The sequence below is a fragment of the Streptomyces erythrochromogenes genome (assembly GCF_040684695.1).
In the GTDB taxonomy this organism is placed as follows: Bacteria; Actinomycetota; Actinomycetes; order Streptomycetales; family Streptomycetaceae; genus Streptomyces; species Streptomyces erythrochromogenes_C.
Genome location: NZ_JBFBGM010000033.1, coordinates 37,321 through 56,397, shown reverse-complemented (window position 1 = coordinate 56,397; position 19,077 = coordinate 37,321). Strand labels below are relative to the sequence as shown.

The 19,077-nt window shown below is 72.9% G+C and carries 22 protein-coding genes; 16 read left to right on the top strand and 6 right to left on the bottom strand.

Going from position 1 to position 19,077, the window contains the following annotated elements; genetic code table 11:
* Positions 1–35 precede the first annotated feature (35 nt).
* Positions 36–818, bottom strand: a complete 783-nt coding sequence (locus AB0O53_RS33750; RefSeq protein WP_350998558.1) for an alpha/beta fold hydrolase — start codon at positions 816–818, stop codon at positions 36–38.
* 130 nt (positions 819–948) lie between these two features.
* Between AB0O53_RS33750 and AB0O53_RS33745 the strand changes: the two genes are divergently transcribed.
* Together AB0O53_RS33745 and AB0O53_RS33740 are read left to right on the top strand one after the other, a co-directional pair.
* The gene (locus AB0O53_RS33745; RefSeq protein WP_350998560.1) at positions 949–1,518 is read left to right on the top strand and encodes a TetR/AcrR family transcriptional regulator; all 570 of its coding nucleotides are present in this window, start codon (positions 949–951) and stop codon (positions 1,516–1,518) included.
* Positions 1,519–1,696: 178 nt separating this feature from the next.
* Positions 1,697–2,557 carry a phosphatidylinositol-specific phospholipase C gene (locus tag AB0O53_RS33740; protein ID WP_350998895.1) on the top strand — a complete coding sequence of 287 codons (861 nt, stop codon included), beginning with the start codon at positions 1,697–1,699 and terminating at the stop codon, positions 2,555–2,557.
* On the opposite strand, the gene AB0O53_RS33735 is transcribed toward AB0O53_RS33740, so the two are convergent.
* From AB0O53_RS33735 to AB0O53_RS33725, 3 genes are all read right to left on the bottom strand, one after another.
* Entirely contained in the window at positions 2,537–3,979 is a 1,443-nt protein-coding gene (locus tag AB0O53_RS33735; protein ID WP_365200779.1) for a sensor histidine kinase, read from the bottom strand. The genes AB0O53_RS33740 and AB0O53_RS33735 overlap by 21 nt on opposite strands.
* Positions 3,976–4,707, bottom strand: a complete 732-nt coding sequence (locus AB0O53_RS33730) for a response regulator transcription factor (RefSeq protein WP_350998566.1) — start codon at positions 4,705–4,707, stop codon at positions 3,976–3,978. Before AB0O53_RS33730 ends, AB0O53_RS33735 begins: the two co-directional genes overlap by 4 nt.
* Positions 4,708–4,781: 74 nt before the next feature.
* Positions 4,782–6,035, bottom strand: a complete 1,254-nt coding sequence (locus AB0O53_RS33725; protein ID WP_365200776.1) for a S1C family serine protease — start codon at positions 6,033–6,035, stop codon at positions 4,782–4,784.
* Positions 6,036–6,229: 194 nt separating this feature from the next.
* Between AB0O53_RS33725 and AB0O53_RS33720 the strand changes: the two genes are divergently transcribed.
* Complete coding sequence (locus tag AB0O53_RS33720; RefSeq protein ID WP_350998572.1) at positions 6,230–6,595, top strand: hypothetical protein; 366 nt, start codon at positions 6,230–6,232, stop codon at positions 6,593–6,595.
* 19 nt (positions 6,596–6,614) lie between these two features.
* Here AB0O53_RS33720 and AB0O53_RS33715 read toward each other — a convergent pair whose 3' ends face one another.
* Positions 6,615–7,637 (bottom strand): LacI family DNA-binding transcriptional regulator, encoded by a 1,023-nt coding sequence (locus AB0O53_RS33715; protein ID WP_030855197.1) that lies wholly within the window; start codon positions 7,635–7,637, stop codon positions 6,615–6,617.
* 70 nt (positions 7,638–7,707) lie between these two features.
* Positions 7,708–8,490: a response regulator transcription factor gene (locus AB0O53_RS33710; RefSeq protein ID WP_350998575.1), complete on the bottom strand. Its 783-nt coding sequence runs from the start codon at positions 8,488–8,490 to the stop codon at positions 7,708–7,710.
* A gap of 475 nt (positions 8,491–8,965) precedes the next feature.
* On the opposite strand from AB0O53_RS33710, the gene AB0O53_RS33705 reads away from it, so the two are divergent.
* From AB0O53_RS33705 to ygfZ, 13 genes are all read left to right on the top strand, one after another.
* A complete protein-coding gene (locus AB0O53_RS33705) occupies positions 8,966–9,220 on the top strand; it encodes a MoaD/ThiS family protein (RefSeq protein WP_350998578.1) in 255 nt (84 codons plus the stop codon).
* Between the two features lie 472 nt (positions 9,221–9,692).
* Positions 9,693–10,934: a hypothetical protein gene (locus AB0O53_RS33700; RefSeq protein WP_435886710.1), complete on the top strand. Its 1,242-nt coding sequence runs from the start codon at positions 9,693–9,695 to the stop codon at positions 10,932–10,934.
* Positions 10,935–11,032: 98 nt separating this feature from the next.
* Positions 11,033–11,755 (top strand): LmeA family phospholipid-binding protein, encoded by a 723-nt coding sequence (locus AB0O53_RS33695; protein WP_350998584.1) that lies wholly within the window; start codon positions 11,033–11,035, stop codon positions 11,753–11,755.
* Between the two features lie 155 nt (positions 11,756–11,910).
* Positions 11,911–12,000, top strand: coding sequence for an Ms5788A family Cys-rich leader peptide (locus AB0O53_RS33690; RefSeq protein ID WP_350875872.1), 90 nt, complete (start codon positions 11,911–11,913; stop codon positions 11,998–12,000).
* 178 nt (positions 12,001–12,178) lie between these two features.
* A complete protein-coding gene (locus AB0O53_RS33685) occupies positions 12,179–13,024 on the top strand; it encodes a sulfurtransferase (protein ID WP_328962716.1) in 846 nt (281 codons plus the stop codon).
* Between the two features lie 54 nt (positions 13,025–13,078).
* Positions 13,079–13,369, top strand: a complete 291-nt coding sequence (locus AB0O53_RS33680; protein ID WP_030011783.1) for a DUF1416 domain-containing protein — start codon at positions 13,079–13,081, stop codon at positions 13,367–13,369.
* Positions 13,370–13,487: 118 nt separating this feature from the next.
* Positions 13,488–13,751, top strand: a complete 264-nt coding sequence (locus tag AB0O53_RS33675; protein ID WP_350998588.1) for a DUF3099 domain-containing protein — start codon at positions 13,488–13,490, stop codon at positions 13,749–13,751.
* 114 nt (positions 13,752–13,865) lie between these two features.
* The gene (locus AB0O53_RS33670; RefSeq protein ID WP_350998591.1) at positions 13,866–14,702 is read left to right on the top strand and encodes a hypothetical protein; all 837 of its coding nucleotides are present in this window, start codon (positions 13,866–13,868) and stop codon (positions 14,700–14,702) included.
* Positions 14,699–15,535, top strand: coding sequence for a hypothetical protein (locus AB0O53_RS33665; protein WP_365200766.1), 837 nt, complete (start codon positions 14,699–14,701; stop codon positions 15,533–15,535). The genes AB0O53_RS33670 and AB0O53_RS33665 overlap by 4 nt, the downstream gene beginning before the upstream one ends.
* Complete coding sequence (locus AB0O53_RS33660) at positions 15,532–16,662, top strand: hypothetical protein (RefSeq protein ID WP_350998597.1); 1,131 nt, start codon at positions 15,532–15,534, stop codon at positions 16,660–16,662. The genes AB0O53_RS33665 and AB0O53_RS33660 overlap by 4 nt, the downstream gene beginning before the upstream one ends.
* A gap of 268 nt (positions 16,663–16,930) precedes the next feature.
* Positions 16,931–17,503 carry a heme-binding beta-barrel domain-containing protein gene (locus tag AB0O53_RS33655; protein ID WP_030659031.1) on the top strand — a complete coding sequence of 191 codons (573 nt, stop codon included), beginning with the start codon at positions 16,931–16,933 and terminating at the stop codon, positions 17,501–17,503.
* A 101-nt stretch (positions 17,504–17,604) separates the two neighbouring features.
* A complete protein-coding gene (locus AB0O53_RS33650; RefSeq protein WP_350998601.1) occupies positions 17,605–18,087 on the top strand; it encodes a Fur family transcriptional regulator in 483 nt (160 codons plus the stop codon).
* 21 nt (positions 18,088–18,108) lie between these two features.
* Positions 18,109–19,077: a CAF17-like 4Fe-4S cluster assembly/insertion protein YgfZ gene (gene ygfZ, locus AB0O53_RS33645; RefSeq protein ID WP_350998604.1), complete on the top strand. Its 969-nt coding sequence runs from the start codon at positions 18,109–18,111 to the stop codon at positions 19,075–19,077.

The following is a 19,077-nucleotide window of genomic DNA, read 5'->3' as shown; positions in this document are numbered from 1 at the left end:
GGCCCGCCGCCCCTTCCGTGTTTTCTCGGAGCCGTTCAGAGGGTCGCCAGGAAGGTGCCGACGGCCCGGTGGAAGCCGTCCGGGTCCGTGAACGGTACGAAGTGGTCGCCGTCGAGGGGCGCGTACGAGGTCTTCGGGCGCCGGGCCACCATCGCGTCGGCGACGGGCTGCGTGAGCGCCCGGCTGCCGGTGCCGTGGATCAGCAGGGCCGGGCAGGTGCTCGCGAGCCAGGTGTCCCAGTGGTCGCCGGCGCAGGCGCGGATGGAGTCGAGCATGTCCTGCGGGTGGTAGGCCAGCCGCCAGCCGCTGCCGTCCGGGAGGCAGCGCAGCCCGTCGGCGACGAAGGGCGCGGCGCCTGCGGCGGCGGCGAGGAGTTCCTCGCGGGTGGGGGCGGTGTGGGGCAGGCCCTCCAGGAAGTCGAACCAGTTCGGCCCGTCGGGGATGCGGATCTCGACGGTGGCGTCGACGCCGATGAGGGCGGAGATCCGGTCCGGGCGGGCGGCGGCCAGGTGGTAGGCGTTGAGGCCGCCGAGGGAGTAGCCGAGGAGTGGCACGGGGGTGTCGAGCCCGAGGTGGTCGAGGAGGGCGACGGCGTCGGCGACGTAGCCCTCGCGGCGGTAGTGGGGCGCCCGGTCGGAGTCGCCGTGGCCGCGCTGGTCGGGGGCGATGACCCGCCAGGTGTCGCCGAGGGCGGCGGCGAGTCCGGTGAAGGCGAGGGCTTCGGACATGCCGCCGTGCAGGGCGAGGAGCGGCCGGCCGGTGCCGCCGAAGTCCAGGTAGGAGAGGGTCCGGTCGTCGGTCTTCAGCTCGTGGCGCATGGTCCTGCCTCCCGTGGGCCCGCAGATCGTGTCGGTGGCTCCACCCTGACAGGATCTGGGCAAGCGCGCAATACGCTTGTATTGCGCGCTTGCCCAATTCCGGTCGCGGGGTCGCGGATACGATCCCGGCATGGGAAATCGCGAGGACCTGCTGGCCGGAGCCCGGCGCTGCCTGGAGGAGAAGGGCTACCTGCGCACGACCGTGCGCGACATCGCCACGGCCTCGGGGGTGAGCATGGCCGCGATCGGCTACCACTTCGGGTCCCGGGAGGCCCTCCTCAACCAGGCGCTGTTCGCCGCCATGGAGGAGTGGGCCGCGGGATCCGGCCGCCTCGCCGGCGAGGGCGCGACCGCGGGGGAGCGCTACGCCGACACCTGGGACCGCAAGATCCGCGACTTCGGCGAGATGCGCTGGCTCTGGCTGGCCTCCGTCGAGGCCTTCGTCCACGCGCAGTCCTCGCCGGAACTGCTCGCGATCCTCGCCGAGGGGCAGCGCCGCAACCGGCGGACGGTGGCGGCGGCCCTGCGCGGAGTGCCGCCGCAGGAGGTCTCCGAGGAGGACGTCCGGGCTCTGGGGTCGATGCACATCGCGCTGCTCAGCGGGGTGATGGTGCAGACCCTGACCGACCCGGAGCAGGCGCCGGACGGCCGTGAGCTGCTCCAGGGGCTCCGCTCCATGGTCGAGCTGCTCGGAAGCTGACCACTACCGACGGGTAGTAAATCCTGACGTGTGCACGCCATAATCCGGCCATCACCGGGTCGGCGAAGGGGCGGGCATGGGCATCGGCATGGGCACGGGAACGGTCGGGGACAGGGGCACGGGCACGGTCGGGCGCACGGGAACGGGCGCCGGAGCGGGCGGGGCCGCCACCCCCGCGATGGGCCGGCGGGCGTTCCTGGCCGGGGCACTGGCCCTGGGAGCGGCCGTCGGCCTGGGAGCCGCACCCGCCTCGGCGGCCGCACTCGGCACCCAGGACTGGATGGCCGGCCTCGGCGACTCCACCGCCCTGCAGCGGATGACGATCCCCGGCACCCACGACTCCGGCGCCACCAAGGGCGGGCTCTACGTCGCCTGCCAGAACACCTCGATCGCCCAGCAGCTCGACTCCGGCATCCGCTTCCTCGACGTGCGCTGCCGGGTCACCGGCGGCTCCTTCGCCATCCACCACGCGGCCTTCTTCCAGGACCTGATGTTCGGGGACGTCCTCGTCGCCTGCGCGAACTTCCTCGCCGCACACCCTTCCGAGACGGTCCTGATGCGGGTCAAGCAGGAGTACTCCGGGGAGAGCGACGCCACCTTCCGCGCCGTCTTCGACGACTACCTGAACAACCGCGGCTGGCGTTCGCTCTTCCGCATCGCCGACACCCTGCCCACGCTCGGACAGGCCCGCGGCAAGGTGGTCCTGCTCGCCGACAACGGCGGCCTGCCGGGCCTGCGCTACGGCGACGCGGGCGTCTTCGACATCCAGGACGACTACAACACCGAGCCCTTCGCCAAGCGCGGCCGCATCGAGAACCACTTCCGCAAGGCGGTCCAGCAGCCCGGCAAGCTCTTCGTCAACTACGTCAGCACCGCGGCGTACATGCCGCCGCGCTGGAACTCCGACCGCCTCAACCCGCAGGTGCACGGCTTCGTCGACGGCGGGGAGATGGCCGGCCGGACCGGGCTCGGGATCGTCCCGATGGACTTCCCCAACACCCGCTCCGGCCTGGTCGCCTCACTGATCCGGCACAACTGACGGCTCGGAGGGCGGCGGGGTCGGCGCCCCGGGGATGCGGAGCACCGCCTCCGTGCCCGCGCCGCCGTCCGCCGCCGCCCGCAGCTCGGCGCTGCCGCCCGCGCGGGCCGCCGTACGGGCCACGATCGACAGGCCCAGCCCGCTGCCGGGCAGGGCGCGGGCCGACTCCGACCGCCAGAACCGCTCGAAGACGTGCGGCAGGTCCGCCGCCGGGATGCCCGGCCCGTGGTCCCGTACGGTCAGCTCGCCCGCCCGCAGCGTCACCTCGACCGAGCCGCCGGGCGGGCTGAACTTCACCGCGTTGTCCAGGACGTTGACCACCGCCCGCTCCAGCGCCGCCGCCTCGCCCCGTACGTACCAGGGCTCCAGGTCCGAGGCGAAGGCCAGCTCCGGACCGCGCAGCCGGGCCCGGGACAGCGCCGCCGAGGCGATCTCGTGCAGGGCGACCACCCCGAGCGGGCCGGGCGAGGCCGCGTCCGGCCGGGACAGCTCCTGGAGGTCCCCGATCAGCGAGGCCAGTTCCGTCATCTGCGCCTTGACCGAGGCCAGCAGCTCCCGCCGGTCGTCGGGCGGGATGGCCCGGCCGGTCTCCTCGCTGCGCGCGAGGAGCTCGATGTTGGTGCGCAGCGAGGTCAGCGGGGTGCGCAGCTCGTGCCCGGCGTCCGCGATCAGCTGGGACTGCCGCTCCTGGGAGGAGGCCAGGGCCGCGGTCATCGAGTTGAAGGACCGCGACAGGCGGGCGATCTCGTCGTCGCCCTCGTCGGGGATCCGTACCGTCAGGTCCTCGGTGCGGGCGATGTGCTCGACGGCGTCGGTCAGCTCGTCGACGGGCCGCAGCCCCGTCCGTGCCACCCACAGCCCGGCCGCGCCGGCGCCCGCGATGCCCAGGGCGGAGACGAGCAGCAGGACCCAGGCCAGGGTGGACAGGGGCTTGTCGATGTCGGAGAGCGGCCGTGCCACCGACACCGCGAAGATCGGCGAGCCGGGCGTGGTCCGCGCGGCGAAGGTGTAGACGCGCATCCGCACGCCGTTGTCCGTGGTCGCATCGTGCAGGGCCTTGTTCTTCAGGCCGGTCGCGACCTCCCGGTCCAGGGCGATGACCGGCAGGTCGGTCTGGCCGCTCACCCAGCAGTGGTCGCCGTCCGCCGTGACGATCTGGACGGTCGCGTTCAGCTTCTCGGCGATGTCCTGCTGGGGCTGGGTCGGCGGGCGGGCCGGGCAGCCGTTGCGCAGCCGGTCCAGTACCTGGCTGGTCGGATTGGTGGCCATCAGGGACTGGTTGAGCTGGTTGTCGAGCTGGGCCCGCACCACGACCCAGGAGACCCCGGCCACGGTGGCCACGGCCACGGCCACGGCGGTGGTGACCAGCAGGGCCAGCCGGGAGCGCAGCGGCAGCGCGCGGAAGCGGGCGGCCGGGCTCACTCGGGCCCGCCCTCGCCGGCGCGCAGTACGTAGCCCACCCCGCGCACGGTGTGGACCAGGCGGGGCTCGCCGCCCGCCTCGGTCTTGCGGCGCAGGTACATCACGTACACGTCCAGGGAGTTGGAGCTGGGCTCGAAGTCGAAGCCCCAGACGGTCTTGAGGATCTGCTCCCGGGTCAGGACCTGGCGCGGGTGCGCGAGGAACATCTCCAGCAGCGTGAACTCGGTACGGGTCAGCTCCACCGGGCGTCCGGCCCGGGTGACCTCGCGGGTCGCGAGGTCCATGCGCAGGTCGCCGAAGGTCAGGGCGTCCTCGTGGGGGCCGGCGTCGGCCTGCGCCGCGGCGTAGGAGCTGCGGCGCAGCAGCGCGCGCACGCGGGCGAAGAGCTCGTCGAGCTCGAAGGGCTTGACGAGGTAGTCGTCGGCGCCCGCGTCGAGGCCGGTGACGCGGTCGCCGACGGTGTCGCGGGCGGTGAGCATCAGGATCGGGGTGACGCTGCCGGAGGCGCGCAGCCGGCGGGCGGCCGTGAGCCCGTCCATCCGCGGCATCTGGATGTCCAGCACGATCAGGCCGGGGGCGTAGGAGGCCGCCTTGTCGAGGGCGTCGAGCCCGTCGACGGCGGTCTCCACGGCGTAGCCCTCGAAGGCGAGGCTGCGGCGCAGGGCCTCGCGTACGGCCGGCTCGTCGTCGACGACGAGGATCCGCGCTTCGCCTTCGGCGGGGTTCATGGATGGGTCTCCCAGAGGTGGTGGCCGGCTGCGGGGGCCGCCGGGTGACGGCGCCTCCAGCCTCGCACGGCGAGCTAGAAGGACGTGCCGAAGCCGTCCGCGAAGGAGCCGCCGCCGGGGGTGTCGGAGCTGCCGGAGGACCCCTTGCCGCCGGGGCCGCCCTTGCGGAGGGAGTCCAGGTCGGCCTTGATCGTGTCGACGGGGATGGCGAAGCCGAGGCCGACGCTGCCGGCGGTGGAGTTGCCGGTCGAGGGGGAGTAGATCGCGGAGGGCATGCCCACGATCTCGCCGTTCATGTTGACCAGGGCGCCGCCGGAGTTGCCCGGGTTGAGGGAGGCGTCCGTCTGGAGGGCCTTGTACGAGGTGGTGTTCGAGCCGGTGTCCCCGTTGAACTGGCGGCCGCCGAAGGAGAAGGGCCAGCTGTCCTCGCCCTGCTGCCGGCCCTGCGGGGCGTTCTGCTCCGACTTGGGCACCTTCACCTCGCGGTTCAGGGCCGAGACGATGCCGCTGGTGACGGTGCCGGTGAGGCCGTCGGGGGAGCCGATGGCGACGACCTGGTCGCCGACCTTGACGCTGCCGGAGTCGCCGAGCCTGGCGGGCTTGAGGCCGCTCGCGCCGTCGAGCTTGATCAGGGCCAGGTCCTTGTCGGGGTCGGTGCCGACGATCTTGGCGGTGTACTTCTTGCCGTCGCTCGTCGTCACCTGGATCTGGGTGGCGCCGTCCACGACGTGGTTGTTGGTGGCGATCTCGCCGTCGGCGGTGAGCACGAAGCCGGAGCCGGTGCCCTGGCCGGAGCCGGTGCGGGTGTCGATGCGGACGACGGAGGGGCTGACCTGCTCGGCGATGCCGGCGACGGTGCCGCTGCTGGACTGCGAGACGTTCGTGCCGCTGAACCCGCCGGTGGTGCCGCTCTGCCGGTCCATCAGCTGCTGGACGGCGGCCGCGGTGCCGCCGCCGACCACGGCCGCGGCGAGCGCGACGGCGGCCAGCAGGGCGACGGGCTTCTTGGCGCGCCGGGCGGGGGCGGCGTGGGCGGGCCCCTGCGGGATGCCGGCGCCGCTGTCGCCGCCGCCGTCGCCGCCGTCGGCCGCGGGCGGGACCGTCTCGCCGCGGATGACCGGCGGCCGGTGGGCCTCGTGCCAGCCGGGCGCGGCCGGCGGGTAGGCGGGCGGCGGCGGGTACGCCCCGGTCCCGGGGCCGGTTCCGGTTCCGGCTCCGGCCTCGTGCGCCAGCCGGTCGCGTCCGCGCTGCCAGTCCTCGCCGAACGGCGCGTGCTGGGGGCGGTGTTCCTGCGGGTACTCGCCTTCGCGGCGGAAGCTCTCGGTCATGACACGACTGTCCCCGCCGTTGATGAGAGCTTCCTGAGTCCGGCCTGAGAAGCCCGACAGAACCGCGTATGCCCGATGTAAGGACGCTTCCCGACGTCGCCCCGATCCGCTATCTTGAACGCGTTCAACTGAACGTGTTCACATGATGGTCGGGGGAGATCGTGGACGAAGTCGTGCGCCGGAGGGTGCCCCGCGTGCCGTGGAGGCTGGCCGTGGCGGCGGCCGCGGTGACGGCCGTCCCGGCGGCGTGCGCCGCGACCGTGGGGATGGGGGACGTGCCGGCCGCCGTCCACCTGGCGGTGCTGGCCGTCGCCGCCCTGCCGCTCCTCATGCGCGCCGCGCCGACGGCCTTCCGCCGGGCCTGCCTGCTCATCGGGATGGTGCTGCTGTGGGCCTCGCTGATCGGGGCCGCGTTCGGTCTCGGACCCGTCGTCCCGGCGTCGCTCCTGCTGCTGGTCGCCGCCGTCGCCGATCCCGACAACGCGCCCGGCTGCGCCTCGGTGGTGTTGGCCGTGATGCTGCCTCTGCTGTTCCTGCTGTTCCTCCTCTGCGCCTGGTGAGGCAGAGGCAGCGGACGGCCTAGCGGCAGCCGCAGGAGCGCCGGACCACCAGCGCCGACGGGAACTGCTTGAGGCGCTCGCGGCGCGAGCCGGCCACGCGCAGGCCGTCGTCGAGGACCAGGTCCACCGCCGCGCGGGCCATCGCCGGGCGGTCCGAGGCGATCGTGGTCAGCGGCGGGTCCGTGAGGGCCGCCTCCTTCACGTCGTCGAAGCCGGCCACGGCCAGTTCCCCGGGCACGTCGATGCGCAGCTCGCGCGCGGCGCGCAGCACGCCGATCGCCTGGTCGTCCGTGGCGCAGAAGATGGCCGTCGGCCGGTCCGGACGCGCCAGGACCTCCAGGGCGACCGTGTACGCGTCGTAGCGGTTGTACGGGGCCTCGATCAGCCGGCCCTCGATGGAGCGGCCGGCCTCCAGCATGGCCCGCCGCCAGCCCTCGACGTGGTCGGCGACCGGGTCGCCGACGGACGGGGTGTTCTCGATGCCGCCGATGCAGGCGACGTACTCGTGCCCGTGCTCCAGCAGGTGCCGGGTGGCGAGCTGGGCGCCGCCGATGTCGTCCGTGACGACCGCGACGTCGTCGATGGCCTCGGGCCGCTCGTGCAGCAGCACCACGCGGGCGTCCCAGGCCTCGATCTCGCTGGCCGCCTGCTCGCTCATGCCCTGGCTGACCAGGATCAGGCCCGAGACCCGCATCCCGAGGAAGGCCCGCAGGTAGTGGACCTCGCGCTCGGTGCGGTAGTCGGAGTTGCCGACCAGGACCATCTTTCCGCGCTCGGCGGCGGCCTGCTCGACCGCGTGCGCCATCTCCGCGAAGAACGGCTGGCGGGCGTCGGGGACGATCATGCCTATGAGGTCGGTGCGCCGCGACGCCATCGCCTGGGCGACCCGGTCCGGGCGGTAGCCCAGGTCCTTGATCGCGGCGAGGACACGCTCGCGCGTGGCCGGGGCGACCGGCCGGGGTCCGTTGTTGATGACGTAGCTCACGACGGCGGTAGAAGTACCCGCAAGTCGCGCTACGTCATCCCGCGTCACCTTGGCCACGCGCGGCAGTCTACGCGGGGTGACCTACCTCTGGGCAGGGCGTCCTGAAGACCGGACGATCATCTGCCCCCTAGGCCGATCGGGTGGCCGCCCCGGAGGCCCGGGCGGAACCCTCCGCGGCCGCCTCCGCGGCGACCTGGGCCGCCGCCTGGGCCGCGGCCTCCGCCGCCGCCCGCTCGACCTTCTCCGGCGTGACGAAGCGGTAGCCGACGTTGCGCACCGTGCCGATCAGCGACTCGTGCTCGGGGCCGAGTTTCGCCCGCAGCCGCCGTACGTGCACGTCGACCGTCCGGGTGCCTCCGAAGTAGTCGTAGCCCCAGACCTCCTGCAGCAGCTGGGCGCGGGTGAAGACTCGGCCCGGGTGCTGCGCGAGGTACTTGAGGAGCTCGAACTCCTTGAAGGTGAGGTCCAGCACACGCCCCTTGAGCTTGGCGGAGTACGTGGCCTCGTCCACCGACAGGTCGCCGTTGCGGATCTCCATGGGGGAGTCGTCCGAGCCGATCTGCTGGCGGCCGGTGGCCAGCCGCAGCCGCGCCTCGACCTCGGCGGGACCGGCGGTGTCCAGCAGGACGTCGTCGATGCCCCAGTCGGCGGTGACGGCCGCCAGGCCGCCCTCGGTGACGACGAGGATCAGGGGACAGCCGGGGCCGGTGGAGCGCAGCAGCTGGCACAGCGACCGGACCTGCGGCAGGTCGCGGCGGCCGTCGACGAGGATGACGTCGGCGCCCGGGGTGTCCACGAGGGCCGGGCCCTCGGCCGGCGCCACCCGGACGTTGTGCAGCAGCAGGCCGAGTGCGGGCAGCACTTCGGTGGACGGCTGCAGTGCGTTCGTGAGCAGCAGGAGCGAGCTCATGACCGACCACCTGCCCGGGCCGGACGGTGGTGCACGGTTCGCTGGTCCATCACGTCGGTTCCTCCTCGGTCCCGTCGAGGACATGCGCGGTACTGCTTCGTACGTGTCGCCTGGTGCCCCGGCGGCCCCGCGCCCTGGGGATCCGCCCGGTCACCACTGTTCTCGGTTCGTTCAACGTGCTGAAAGCACAAAAGGACCCGGGGGCCACATTGCCCGGATCCTCTCGCCAGCAGAATAGCCCACCCGCTGTTTCCCGTCCGGGGCTCTCCCGCTTCCTCTTCTGTGGTTCATGACACCCTCCTGCCACGTTCCCGCCCTGTGTATGCACCGTTTTTCACCGGAACGGAGGTATGCGGGACGGCGGGGCCGGCCCTCCCCGGCGCACGCACGGCGCGTCGGGGCACGCCGGGGGCGGCGCCCGGAGGGGCCATCATGGAGGCCGACGGTAGAGAGCCGACGGACGATAGGAGCTGCGGTGGCAACCGGAACCATCCGCTACTGGGCGGCGGCCAAGGCCGCGGCCGGGACGGCGGAGGAGCCGTACTCGGCGGGGACCCTGGCCGAGGCGCTGGAGGGTGTGCGGGAACGCCACCCCGGGGAGCTGACCCGGGTCCTGCTGCGCTGCTCCTTCCTCGTGAACGAAGAACCTGTGGGCAAGCGCCCGCACGATTCCGTACCGCTGACCGAGGGGGGCACCGTCGAGGTGCTCCCGCCGTTCGCGGGCGGGTGAGCGGGAGCCGATGAGCACGCCTGAGGAACAGCAGCAACAGCAGCAGTCGCAGCAGCAGCAGTCACAGCAGCAGCCGCCGCAGGACCCGTACGGGACCCAGACCTGGCAGGCCGACACCTGGGACACCGGATACCAGCCGGTGCATCCGCCGCTGGGCGCGGTGCCCGGGCAGCCGGTCGCGCCCGAGGGCTGGTTCCGCGACGAGGCCGCCGCCGCGCCTGCGGCCGGGGGTACGGGAGTGCCGTGGCCGGACGGCTCCGCCGCCGGCCCGGCCGAGGCCTACCCGTCCTACGGGGCGCAGGGCCACCTCCAGGGCCACCACACCCCGGCTCCGGGCGAGGGGCAGGCGGCCTGGGGCGCGCCGGCCGGCGGTCCGCAGCCGCAGGCCGTGGCTCCGGAGGGCTGGTTCCGCGACGAGGCCCCGGCCGCGCCGGCTCCGCCCGCGCAGGACTGGTCCCAGGGCGGCCACGGCGTGCCGGCGCCGGCTCCGGCGTCCGCCGCCGAGACGGCCTACCTGCCGCCCTACCCGGGCCCCGGGCAGGACCAGTCGCAGGCCGTGGCTCCGGAGGGCTGGTTCCGGGACGAGGCTCCGGCCGCGCCGGTTCCGCCCGCGCAGGACTGGTCCCAGGGCGGCCACGGCGTGCCGGCGCCGGCTCCGGCGTCCGCCGCCGAGACGGCCTACCTGCCGCCCTACCCGGGCCCCGGGCAGGAGCAGGGCGCCGCCGCGGAGCAGACGGCCTACCTGCCGCCCTACCCCGGCCCGGGGCAGCATGGGCAGCAGCAGGAGCACCAGGTGTCCGCCGCCGAGCAGACGGCGTATATGCCGCCCCAGGCGGCCGCCGACCCGGCTCCGGCCATGACGGCTGCGGCTGCGGCTGCGGCCGAGCCCGGGAACGCCGCCGGGGCGCCGGAGGCCACCGACTGGTCCCCGCCCACCCTCGCCGGGAACACCGTGCGCGCCGTGGACCCGGCCCAGGCCCGCGCCGAAGGCCGGTCGCCGATCATCGACCCCGGCCCGCAGTCGGCCATACTGACCGCCGCCCTCGGTCTGCTGCTCGCCGCGGCCGCCGCCCTCGGCCAGTTCGCCCTGCTCGTGCCGCTGATCGCCCTCCAGGGCCTCACCGCGGCCGGCTGGTTCCGCCTCAACGGCATGTGGCCGGCCCGCCAGGGCATCGCCCTCGCCTTCGCCGGGGCGCTGGCCGCCGACGCGGCCGTGCTCGCGGTGGAGGAGGCGTACGGCGCCGGAGCGATCGTGGGCACGCTGGGCGCCTGGGTGCTGCTCACCCTCGTGCTCCAGCTGCGCAGCCAGGCCGATCCGGACGAGCGGATGTACGGGCTGATGGCCTCGGTGGCCTCGGCCGCCCTCGCCATCATCTGCGCCGGCTACCTGGCCGCGGACACCGCCGCCGTCACGGTCGGCGCGGCCGCCGTGGCCGTCGCCGTCTTCGTCCGCGCGCTGCCGCTGCCCACCCCCACGTCCGTGGGCCTCTCGCTGGCCTCGGCCGCCGGCGCGGGCGTCGCGGTCGGCGGGATCACCTCCGTCGGTGTCGGCGGGGCGCTGCTCGGCCTGGCCGCCGGGGTGTGCGCGCTGGTCGGGCTGCGCGTGGCGGCGTACGACTACCCGTCGAAGTTCGTGCACATGACGGCCGGCGTCGCGCTGCCGCTCGCGGCCGCCGCCCCCGCCGTGTACCTGATCGGGCGGGTGGTGGGCTGACCTGCGCCGTCACACGCCGTCACCTCACCGCTGACGGTCCCCCGACGGGCCGACATGGTCAACTAGACCGCACGTACCGATAAGTAGGGGGAGGGCACGTGCGTATCCTGCGCGTCGTTGTGATCATCTCAGTGGTGCTCGGAGCCTTGTTCGTGGGCGCGGACCGATGGGCGGTCGGCTACGCGGAGAACCAGCTGGCCGTCCGAATACAGGCCCGGCAGGGCCTGGCCGGGACCACCGAGGTGGACATCCACGGGTTCCCGTTCCTGACCCAGGCGCTCAGCCGCGACCTGGAGCGGGTCGACCTGAGGCTCACGGGCGTCGAGGTGGCCGCCGAGGGCCGCAAGACGCGGCTCTCGGAACTCGACGCGAGCTTCCGCGGCGTGCGGCTCAACGGCGACTACACCGGCGGCACGGCCGAGCGCGCCGAGGGCACCGCGCTCATCACGTACGCCGACCTGACGGCGGCCTCCCAGACCGGCGCGACCCTGTCCTACGGCGGGGCCCCCGGCAAGGTGAAGGTCACCGCGTCGGTGGACGTCGCCGGCCGGAAGCTGTCGCGCAGCGTGATCTCGACGGTCACGCTCGTCGACGCACCGGACGCCCAGGGCGGCAAGGGCGGCAAGATCGTCCGGGTGCGCGCCGAAGAGGTGCCGGGCGAGGGGATCCCGGGCCTGGAGCGGCTGGTCCGGCGCCAGACCGACTTCGACCGCAACCTGGAGGGGCTCCCGGCGGGCCTCCAGCTCTCGGCCCTGACCTCGGACGAGGCCGGTGTGCACCTCACCCTGGGCGGCTCGAACGTGGTGATGGCCGGATCGTGAGACGGCGTGGTCCGATCTGCAGAAGGACGGGCCGCGCGGCGGGTTCCCGGGGCGCCGCGGCGGCCGGGAAGGGCGATCGCATCCCAATATTCGGACGATCCCGTCTCGGAATATGACACACCGGTGACAGGGCGGCCGATTCGTCCCTACGATCCATGGCTATGAAGCATCAGCAGGCGGACCTCACGAAGCGACGGGCAGTAGACCTGTGTCGCGTCGCCGCCATGCTCTGTCGATCCATGTGACGTGTGAGCGCATCCGCTCCATCAGCCGGACGACGGGCCCGACAGGCCCTTTCCGCGTGACCGCACCTGCCTCCTGACCCCTGACGCCTCCCCGCGCAGGAAATCGAGCGCACCCGCAGGCACGCAGCACAGCGCACCCCGCACCGCCCCGCCGCACACTGCCCCGGAGGAGATCACCATGAGCCGCAGCGACGTCCTCGTAGACGCCGACTGGGTCGAGGCCCACCTGAACGACGCCGACGTCGTCATCGTCGAGGTGGACGAGGACACGTCCGCCTACGACAAGAACCACATCACCAACGCCGTCCGGATCGACTGGAAGACCGACCTCCAGGACCCGGTCCGCCGCGACTTCGTGGACCAGGAGGGCTTCGAGAAGCTCCTCTCCGCCAAGGGCATCTCCAACGACGACACCGTCGTCCTCTACGGCGGCAACAACAACTGGTTCGCCTCCTACGCCTACTGGTACTTCAAGCTCTACGGGCACCAGGACGTCAAGCTCCTCGACGGCGGCCGCAAGAAGTGGGAGCTCGACTCCCGCGACCTGGTCGACGGCAAGGACGTCCCGAACCGCCCGGCCACCGCGTACAAGGCCAAGGCCCAGGACACCTCCATCCGCGCCTTCCGCGACGACGTCGTGGCCGCGATCGGCTCCCTGAACCTGGTCGACGTCCGCTCCCCCGACGAGTTCTCGGGCAAGCTGCTCGCCCCGGCGCACCTCCCGCAGGAGCAGTCGCAGCGCCCCGGCCACGTGCCGAGCGCCCGCAACATCCCGTGGTCGAAGAACGCCAACGACGACGGCACCTTCAAGTCGGACGACGAGCTGACCGCCCTCTACCAGGCCGAGCAGGTCGACCTGGCGAAGGACACCATCGCCTACTGCCGCATCGGTGAGCGCTCCGCGCTCACGTGGTTCGTGCTGCACGAGCTCCTGGGCCAGGAGAACGTCAAGAACTACGACGGCTCGTGGACCGAGTACGGCTCGCTGGTCGGCGTGCCGATCGAGCTCGGCCCCAACAAGTAATCCCGGGCACGCGACGCCCTCGTAGTACGACCCCTCCAGGACAGGACAGAGAACATGTGTGGAGCACAGATCGGCGGGCCCGACCTCGCGACGCTGAAGCCCGGTGAGACCGCCATCCAGGGGCAGATCACCAAGGACGGCGAGCCGGTGTCCGGCTACGTCCGCCTGCTGGACTCGACCGGCGAGTTCACCGCCGAAGTCCCGACCTCGGCGACCGGCCAGTTCCGCTTCTACGCCGCCACCGGCTCCTGGACGCTGCGGGCGCTCGTCCCGGGTGCCCAGGCGGACCGTGCCGTCGTCGTCGCCGAGGCCGGCGGCGTGACGGACGTGGCGATCGCGGTCTGAGCACCGCACATGTGATCGCCTGAACGACCGGCCGAAGGGCCGCACCCCCGGGGGTTGGACGCCACTGGAACGGGGTGCGGCCCTTCGCGCCGTTCGCGCGCGGTTCTACGCTGGAAGCATGTACGCCCGGCGCCGACGCGCCTACTTCCTGCTGATGGGCGGATGCCTGGTCCTCTTCGTCTCCGCCTGGGCCTTCGTACGCCTGTGGTCGGTCGAGGCGGCCGTGGCCATGTGCGTCGTCGCCATGGTGATCCCGCCGGTCGCCGCGATGATCGCGAACCGGCGCGGGCCGGACGACCGCTGGTGGGACGACCCCTCGGGCGATCCGAAGTCCGACGAATGGTGGGACGAACTGGACGGAAAACGGCGCCGCGAGGACTGAAACCTCCACGAGACAAGAACGTGATCAGACGGCGTACAACTGCTCCGCGGGGCCGTGGGTCATGGGGTACGCGCGGGTAACCAGCCCGCGCTTCCGGTTTTGTGGGGGACCCCGTTGGAACACGAACAGACCATCCCTGAGCAGCGGAAAGAGGAGGAGAGCACACCGGAGCCGGACACTTCGGCCACTTCGGCCGCCCCGGCCACTGCGGCCGTTCCTGCCGCTCCGGCTCCGCGTCGGCGCCGCGCGGGACGCACGACGCTCCTGATCGCGGGCGCCGCCGTGCTCGGTGTCCTCGCCGGCACCGTCACCGGCTACGCGGTCCAGTACGACCGCGAGCCCACCCCGCTGCCCCCGCTGGCCCAGCAGAAGATGGACGGGCCGAAGCCGGCCGCCATGAACGAGGCGACGAGCCGGCGCTCGATCAACGCCGCCCGCTGGCACAAGGCGGACGAGGACCTGGCCAAGAAGCTGCTGGACCTCCCCGGCGGCGCCCAGGACAGCTTCTCGGGCCCCGTCTCCACGGACGCGTTCTCGGCGGACTACTTCCTGGAGCCGTCCCACGCGGTCGGCTCGCTCATCAGGGATGCCAAGCGCCTCGCCACCGCCCGGTGGTCCGAGAACGACCGGAACTTCATCGAGATCAACCTGCTCCAGTTCCGCGACCGCGCCGGCGCCGACGACTTCTACACGGAAATCGTCCGGTACATGCCCGAGAAGGAGCACGCGGGCAACACGGGCAAGGACCTCCCGGGCGCTCCGGCGGACTTCGGGCACATGTGGATCGACTCCAAGGCGCACGAGGAGCCCGGTTACCACCCGCTGCGGCAGGCCCGTGCCGTGGTCCGGCGCGGCGACATCGTCATGAGCATCGAGTACACGAACAACCGCGGCGAAGTCGACGAGAAGGCCCTGGTCGAGCTGGCCAAGCGACAGATGGAGCGGCTGTGAGCGAGCAGCAGAACGCGAACGCGACCGGGCCCGAGCCGGCCACCGCACCCGCAGCGCCGACCGAGCCCGCTGCCGCGCCCGTACCCAAGAGGAACCGCAGGACCCTCGCCCTGGTCTCGGCGGCCGTGGCCGTCGTCGTCCTCGCGGGCGGCGGTGTCGCCGCCGCGGCCGTGCTCGCGGACGCCGACCGGACCGCGGCGACCCGGTACTGGGTGGCCGAGGACCACACCACCGGCGGCAAGCCGGTTCCGGTCCCGTCCGTGCCGCCCAACGAGCTGACGGGCAAGCTGATGCCGCTGCCCGCGAACTACTGGCAAGGTCCCGACCTCGACCCCGAGGGCAACTTCTACTACCTCGCGAGCGACAAGGCGCTGCAGAGCTTCAAGGGCGCCCGTACGGGCCTGTCCAGCGGCGAGCGGGCCGAACGGGACAAGGCGCTGGCGGACCTGAAGCTCAAGGGCATGGCCGGGCGCAGCTACGCCCGCGGCGAGGGCCGCGGCGCGGCGGTCGCCGAGATCCGGCTCGTCCAGGCCGATCCGGGGCAGCTCGCCACGTTCGGCGAGTTCACCAAGAAGCTCATCGAGCTCACCGCCGCCGGCGGCCAGGCACCCCAGGTGGAGGGCTACCCGCAGGCCAAGTGCGGGCTGGACGACTCGCTCAAGGGCGGGAAGGACGGCAAGGAGAAGATCGACGCCCTCGACTGCGTGGCCGTCGAAGGCGACGTCCTGGTCACCTTCCGCATGTACGGGAGCGAGGGATTCGCGGTGAAGGACGCCGCGAGCCTCTTCAAGCAGCAACTCGACCACCTCAAGTCCCCCGGAGAGTCCGCGTGAGCAGCGAGCAGACCACCACCGGCCCCGAGGCCGAGCCCGCGCCCGTGCCCGCGCCGGCGCCGGCTGCCGAGGCCGCGCGCCCGACCGATCCGGCCGCCGCGCCCGAGGCCGTGACCGAGGCCGAGCCGGAGCCGCAGCCCGAGCCCGCACCGGAGCCGCAGCCCGAGCCCGAGCCCGCACCGGAGCCCGCGCCCGAGGCCGTGACTGAGTCCGCGCCGGAGCCCGCGCCCCGGACCGAGCCCGCGGCCCAGGCCGAGCCGGCCGCCGAGGCCGCACCGGCCGCCGCGCCCGTGCCCGGGGCCTCCCCCTGGGCGGCCCCGCCCGCCCCGCCGAAGGACCGGCGGGCGCTGCGCGCCGCCCTGCGCCGGACCGCCGCCGTCGCCGTCTTCGCCGCGGTCGGCGCCGGGGTCGCGTACGGGATCACCGTGCCGGAGCGCACCGACCTCCCCGGCCTGTCCACCGAGGGCGACGGCCGCTGGACGTTCCCGCAGCTCGCCGCGCCCGCACTGCCCGCCGGCGCCCCCCTGCCCCAGGGCCCGGACAACAAGGACGGCACGCACTACGCGCAGCTCACCGGCCTCCTCCTGCCCGCGCCCCAGGGCGCCAAGGCCGACGACGCGGTCAAGGCGGACAAGGACGGTGCGGTGCCGGTCGACTCCTTCCTGGAGGAGTACGCGCCCGAGGCCCGCGAGAAGCTCAAGACGTCCCTCGAATGGGACGGGCTGCGGCAGATCGTCGGCCGGGGCTGGACGACCCCGGACGGCACGCGCACGCACGTCTACCTGCTGCGCTTCCACTCGTCGGGCTTCGTGGACGCCTTCAAGGGCTGCGACACCAACGCACAGCTGAACGGCGTCTCGGCCCTGGACATGGACGACGTCTGGAGCAAGGCCAAGAACACGCAGATGAACAGCACCGCGCTGGACTTCCCCGGCGCCGCCAACTTCGACGGCACCGAGCTCAGCGTGTACCAGGAGATGAAGCCCGTCACCGGCGAGGAGCAGACCAAGGTCGGCTGCCTCCGGACGGGTGACGTCCTGGGCATGGTCATCCAGTCCCGCAAGGGAGAGGTGGCCCCCGTCCCCTTCCACCAGACGGTGATCCTGCAGAGCCAGCTGCTGAGCTGACCACGGGCGGGAGCCGTACGGCCCACCTCGCACCGTGCGCCGGTCCCCGGGCCAGTAGGCTTGGGGACCGGCCCCGTACAGCCCCGAAACGATTCCGAGGAGCACCCCGTGCTTGAGGCAGTCTTCACCTCCCTGCTGGTCCTGGTCTGCGTCGGCGTCATGGCCTTCACCGGCCTGGCCGTCAAGAAGCTGTACCAGGGTCAGCGCTGAGCCCCGGCTCGGCTGACCGCCCCGGAACCCCTCCCACAGATCGCCTGAGCAGCCACACATGATCCAGATCCCGTCCGACCTGAACCCGGGCCTCGTCCCCCTCGCCTTCCTCCTCGGCAACTGGGAGGGCGCGGGAGTCTTCGACTTCCCCGGTGAGGAGAAGTGCAACTTCGGCCAGGAGGTCGTCTTCAGCCACGACGGCCGGGACTTCCTGGAGTACACCTCCCACACCTGGGTCCTCGACGCCGAGGGCAACAAGGTGCGGCCGCTGGAGTCCGAGTCGGGCTACTGGCGCATCGACAAGGACCGCAAGGTCGAGATCGTCATGGTCCGCGACCAGGGCGTCGTCGAGGTCTGGTACGGCGAGCTCGCCGACCAGAAGCCCCAGATCGACCTGGTCACGGACGCGGTCGCCCGTACCGCGGCCTCCGGCCCGTACAGCGGCGGCAAGCGGCTCTACGGCTACGTGAAGAGCGACCTCATGTGGGTCGGCGAGAAGGCCACCCCGGACGTCGAACTGCGCCCGTACATGTCGGCCCAGCTCAAGAAGGTCGTCACGCCCGAGGAGGTCGCCGAGATGGCGCGCAACCTCCCGGACATGCCGGACGACGGCATCGCCTTCTTCCGCTGAGCCTTACGCCGAGCTTCCGCTGAGCGGAAGCTCCACAGGCCGTGCACGAAAGGGGACCGCGGGCTCGACCGCGGTCCCCTTCGCACACATACACTGACGGGGTGGTGAGCACCGAGAGCACCGAGAACGCCGCCGACACCGGCGCGACCCCGGATGCGGACTGGAAGACCGACCTGCGGCGGCGCGGCTACCGGCTGACCCCGCAGCGCCAGCTCGTGCTGGAAGCCGTGGACGCGCTGGAGCACGCCACCCCCGACGAGATCCTGGCGGAAGTGCGCAGGACGGCCTCCGGGGTCAACATCTCCACCGTCTACCGGACGCTGGAGCTCCTGGAGGAGCTCGGCCTGGTCTCGCACGCCCACCTCGGGCACGGGGCCCCCACCTACCACCTGGCCGACCGGCACCACCACATCCACCTGGTCTGCCGCGACTGCGCCGACGTCATCGAGGCGGACCTCGACATCGCCGCCGAGTTCACCGCGAAGCTCCGTACGACCTTCGGTTTCGAGACGGACATGAAGCACTTCGCGATCTTCGGTCTGTGCAAGAAGTGCGCCGCCAAGCAGCGTGCCGCCCACCCGTAGCAGGGTCGTAGGCTTGGGCGCATGACCAGCAGCCCCTTGCTCCATCTTCCCGGCGCCGTCCAGGCCGAAGGCCGCGACGAGGGCGTCGCCGCCCACTACGGCGAGCTGTACGGCGAACAGCGCGCCCTCGCCGGCGGCCGCGGCTTCGTCGACCTCTCGCACCGCGGGGTCGTCGCCGTCACCGGGCCGGAGCGGCTGAGCTGGCTGCACCTGCTGATCACCCAGCACGTCACCGATCTCCCGGCCGGGCAGGCCACCGAGGCGCTGATCCTCTCCGCCAACGGCCACATCGAGCACGCGCTCTACCTCGTCGACGACGGCGAGACGACGTGGGCGCACGTGGAGCCCGGCACCCAGGGCGAGCTGATCGCCTACCTGGAGTCGATGAAGTTCTTCTACCGCGTCGAGGTGGCCGACCGCACCGAGGAGTTCGCGGTCGTGCACCTGCCGGCCGGCTCCATCGCCGAGGTCCCCAAGGAGCTCGCCGTCCGCGAGACCGCGTACGGGCGCGACGTCTTCCTGCCCCGCGCCGAGCTGGAGTCCTTCGCCGCCGCGCACGGTCCGGCCGCAGGCCTCCTCGCCTACGAGGCCCTGCGCGTCGAGGGGCACCGGCCGCGGGTCGGCCTGGAGACCGACCACCGCACCATCCCGCACGAGCTGGGCTGGATCGGCACCGCCGTGCACCTGCAGAAGGGCTGCTACCGGGGCCAGGAGACGGTCGCCCGCGTCCACAACCTGGGCAAGCCCCCGCGCCGCCTGGTCTTCCTGCACCTGGACGGCTCCGAGGTGGTCCTCCCGGTCCACGGTGCTCCGGTCCGGCTCGCCGCCGACGGCGAGGAGGGCCGCCAGCTGGGCTTCGTGACCACCGCCGTCCGTCACCACGAGCTGGGCCCGATCGCCCTCGCCCTGGTCAAGCGGAACGTCCCGGTCGACGCCCCGCTGCTGGTGGGCGGCACGGCCGCCGCCCAAGAGGTCGTCGTAGCCCCCTGA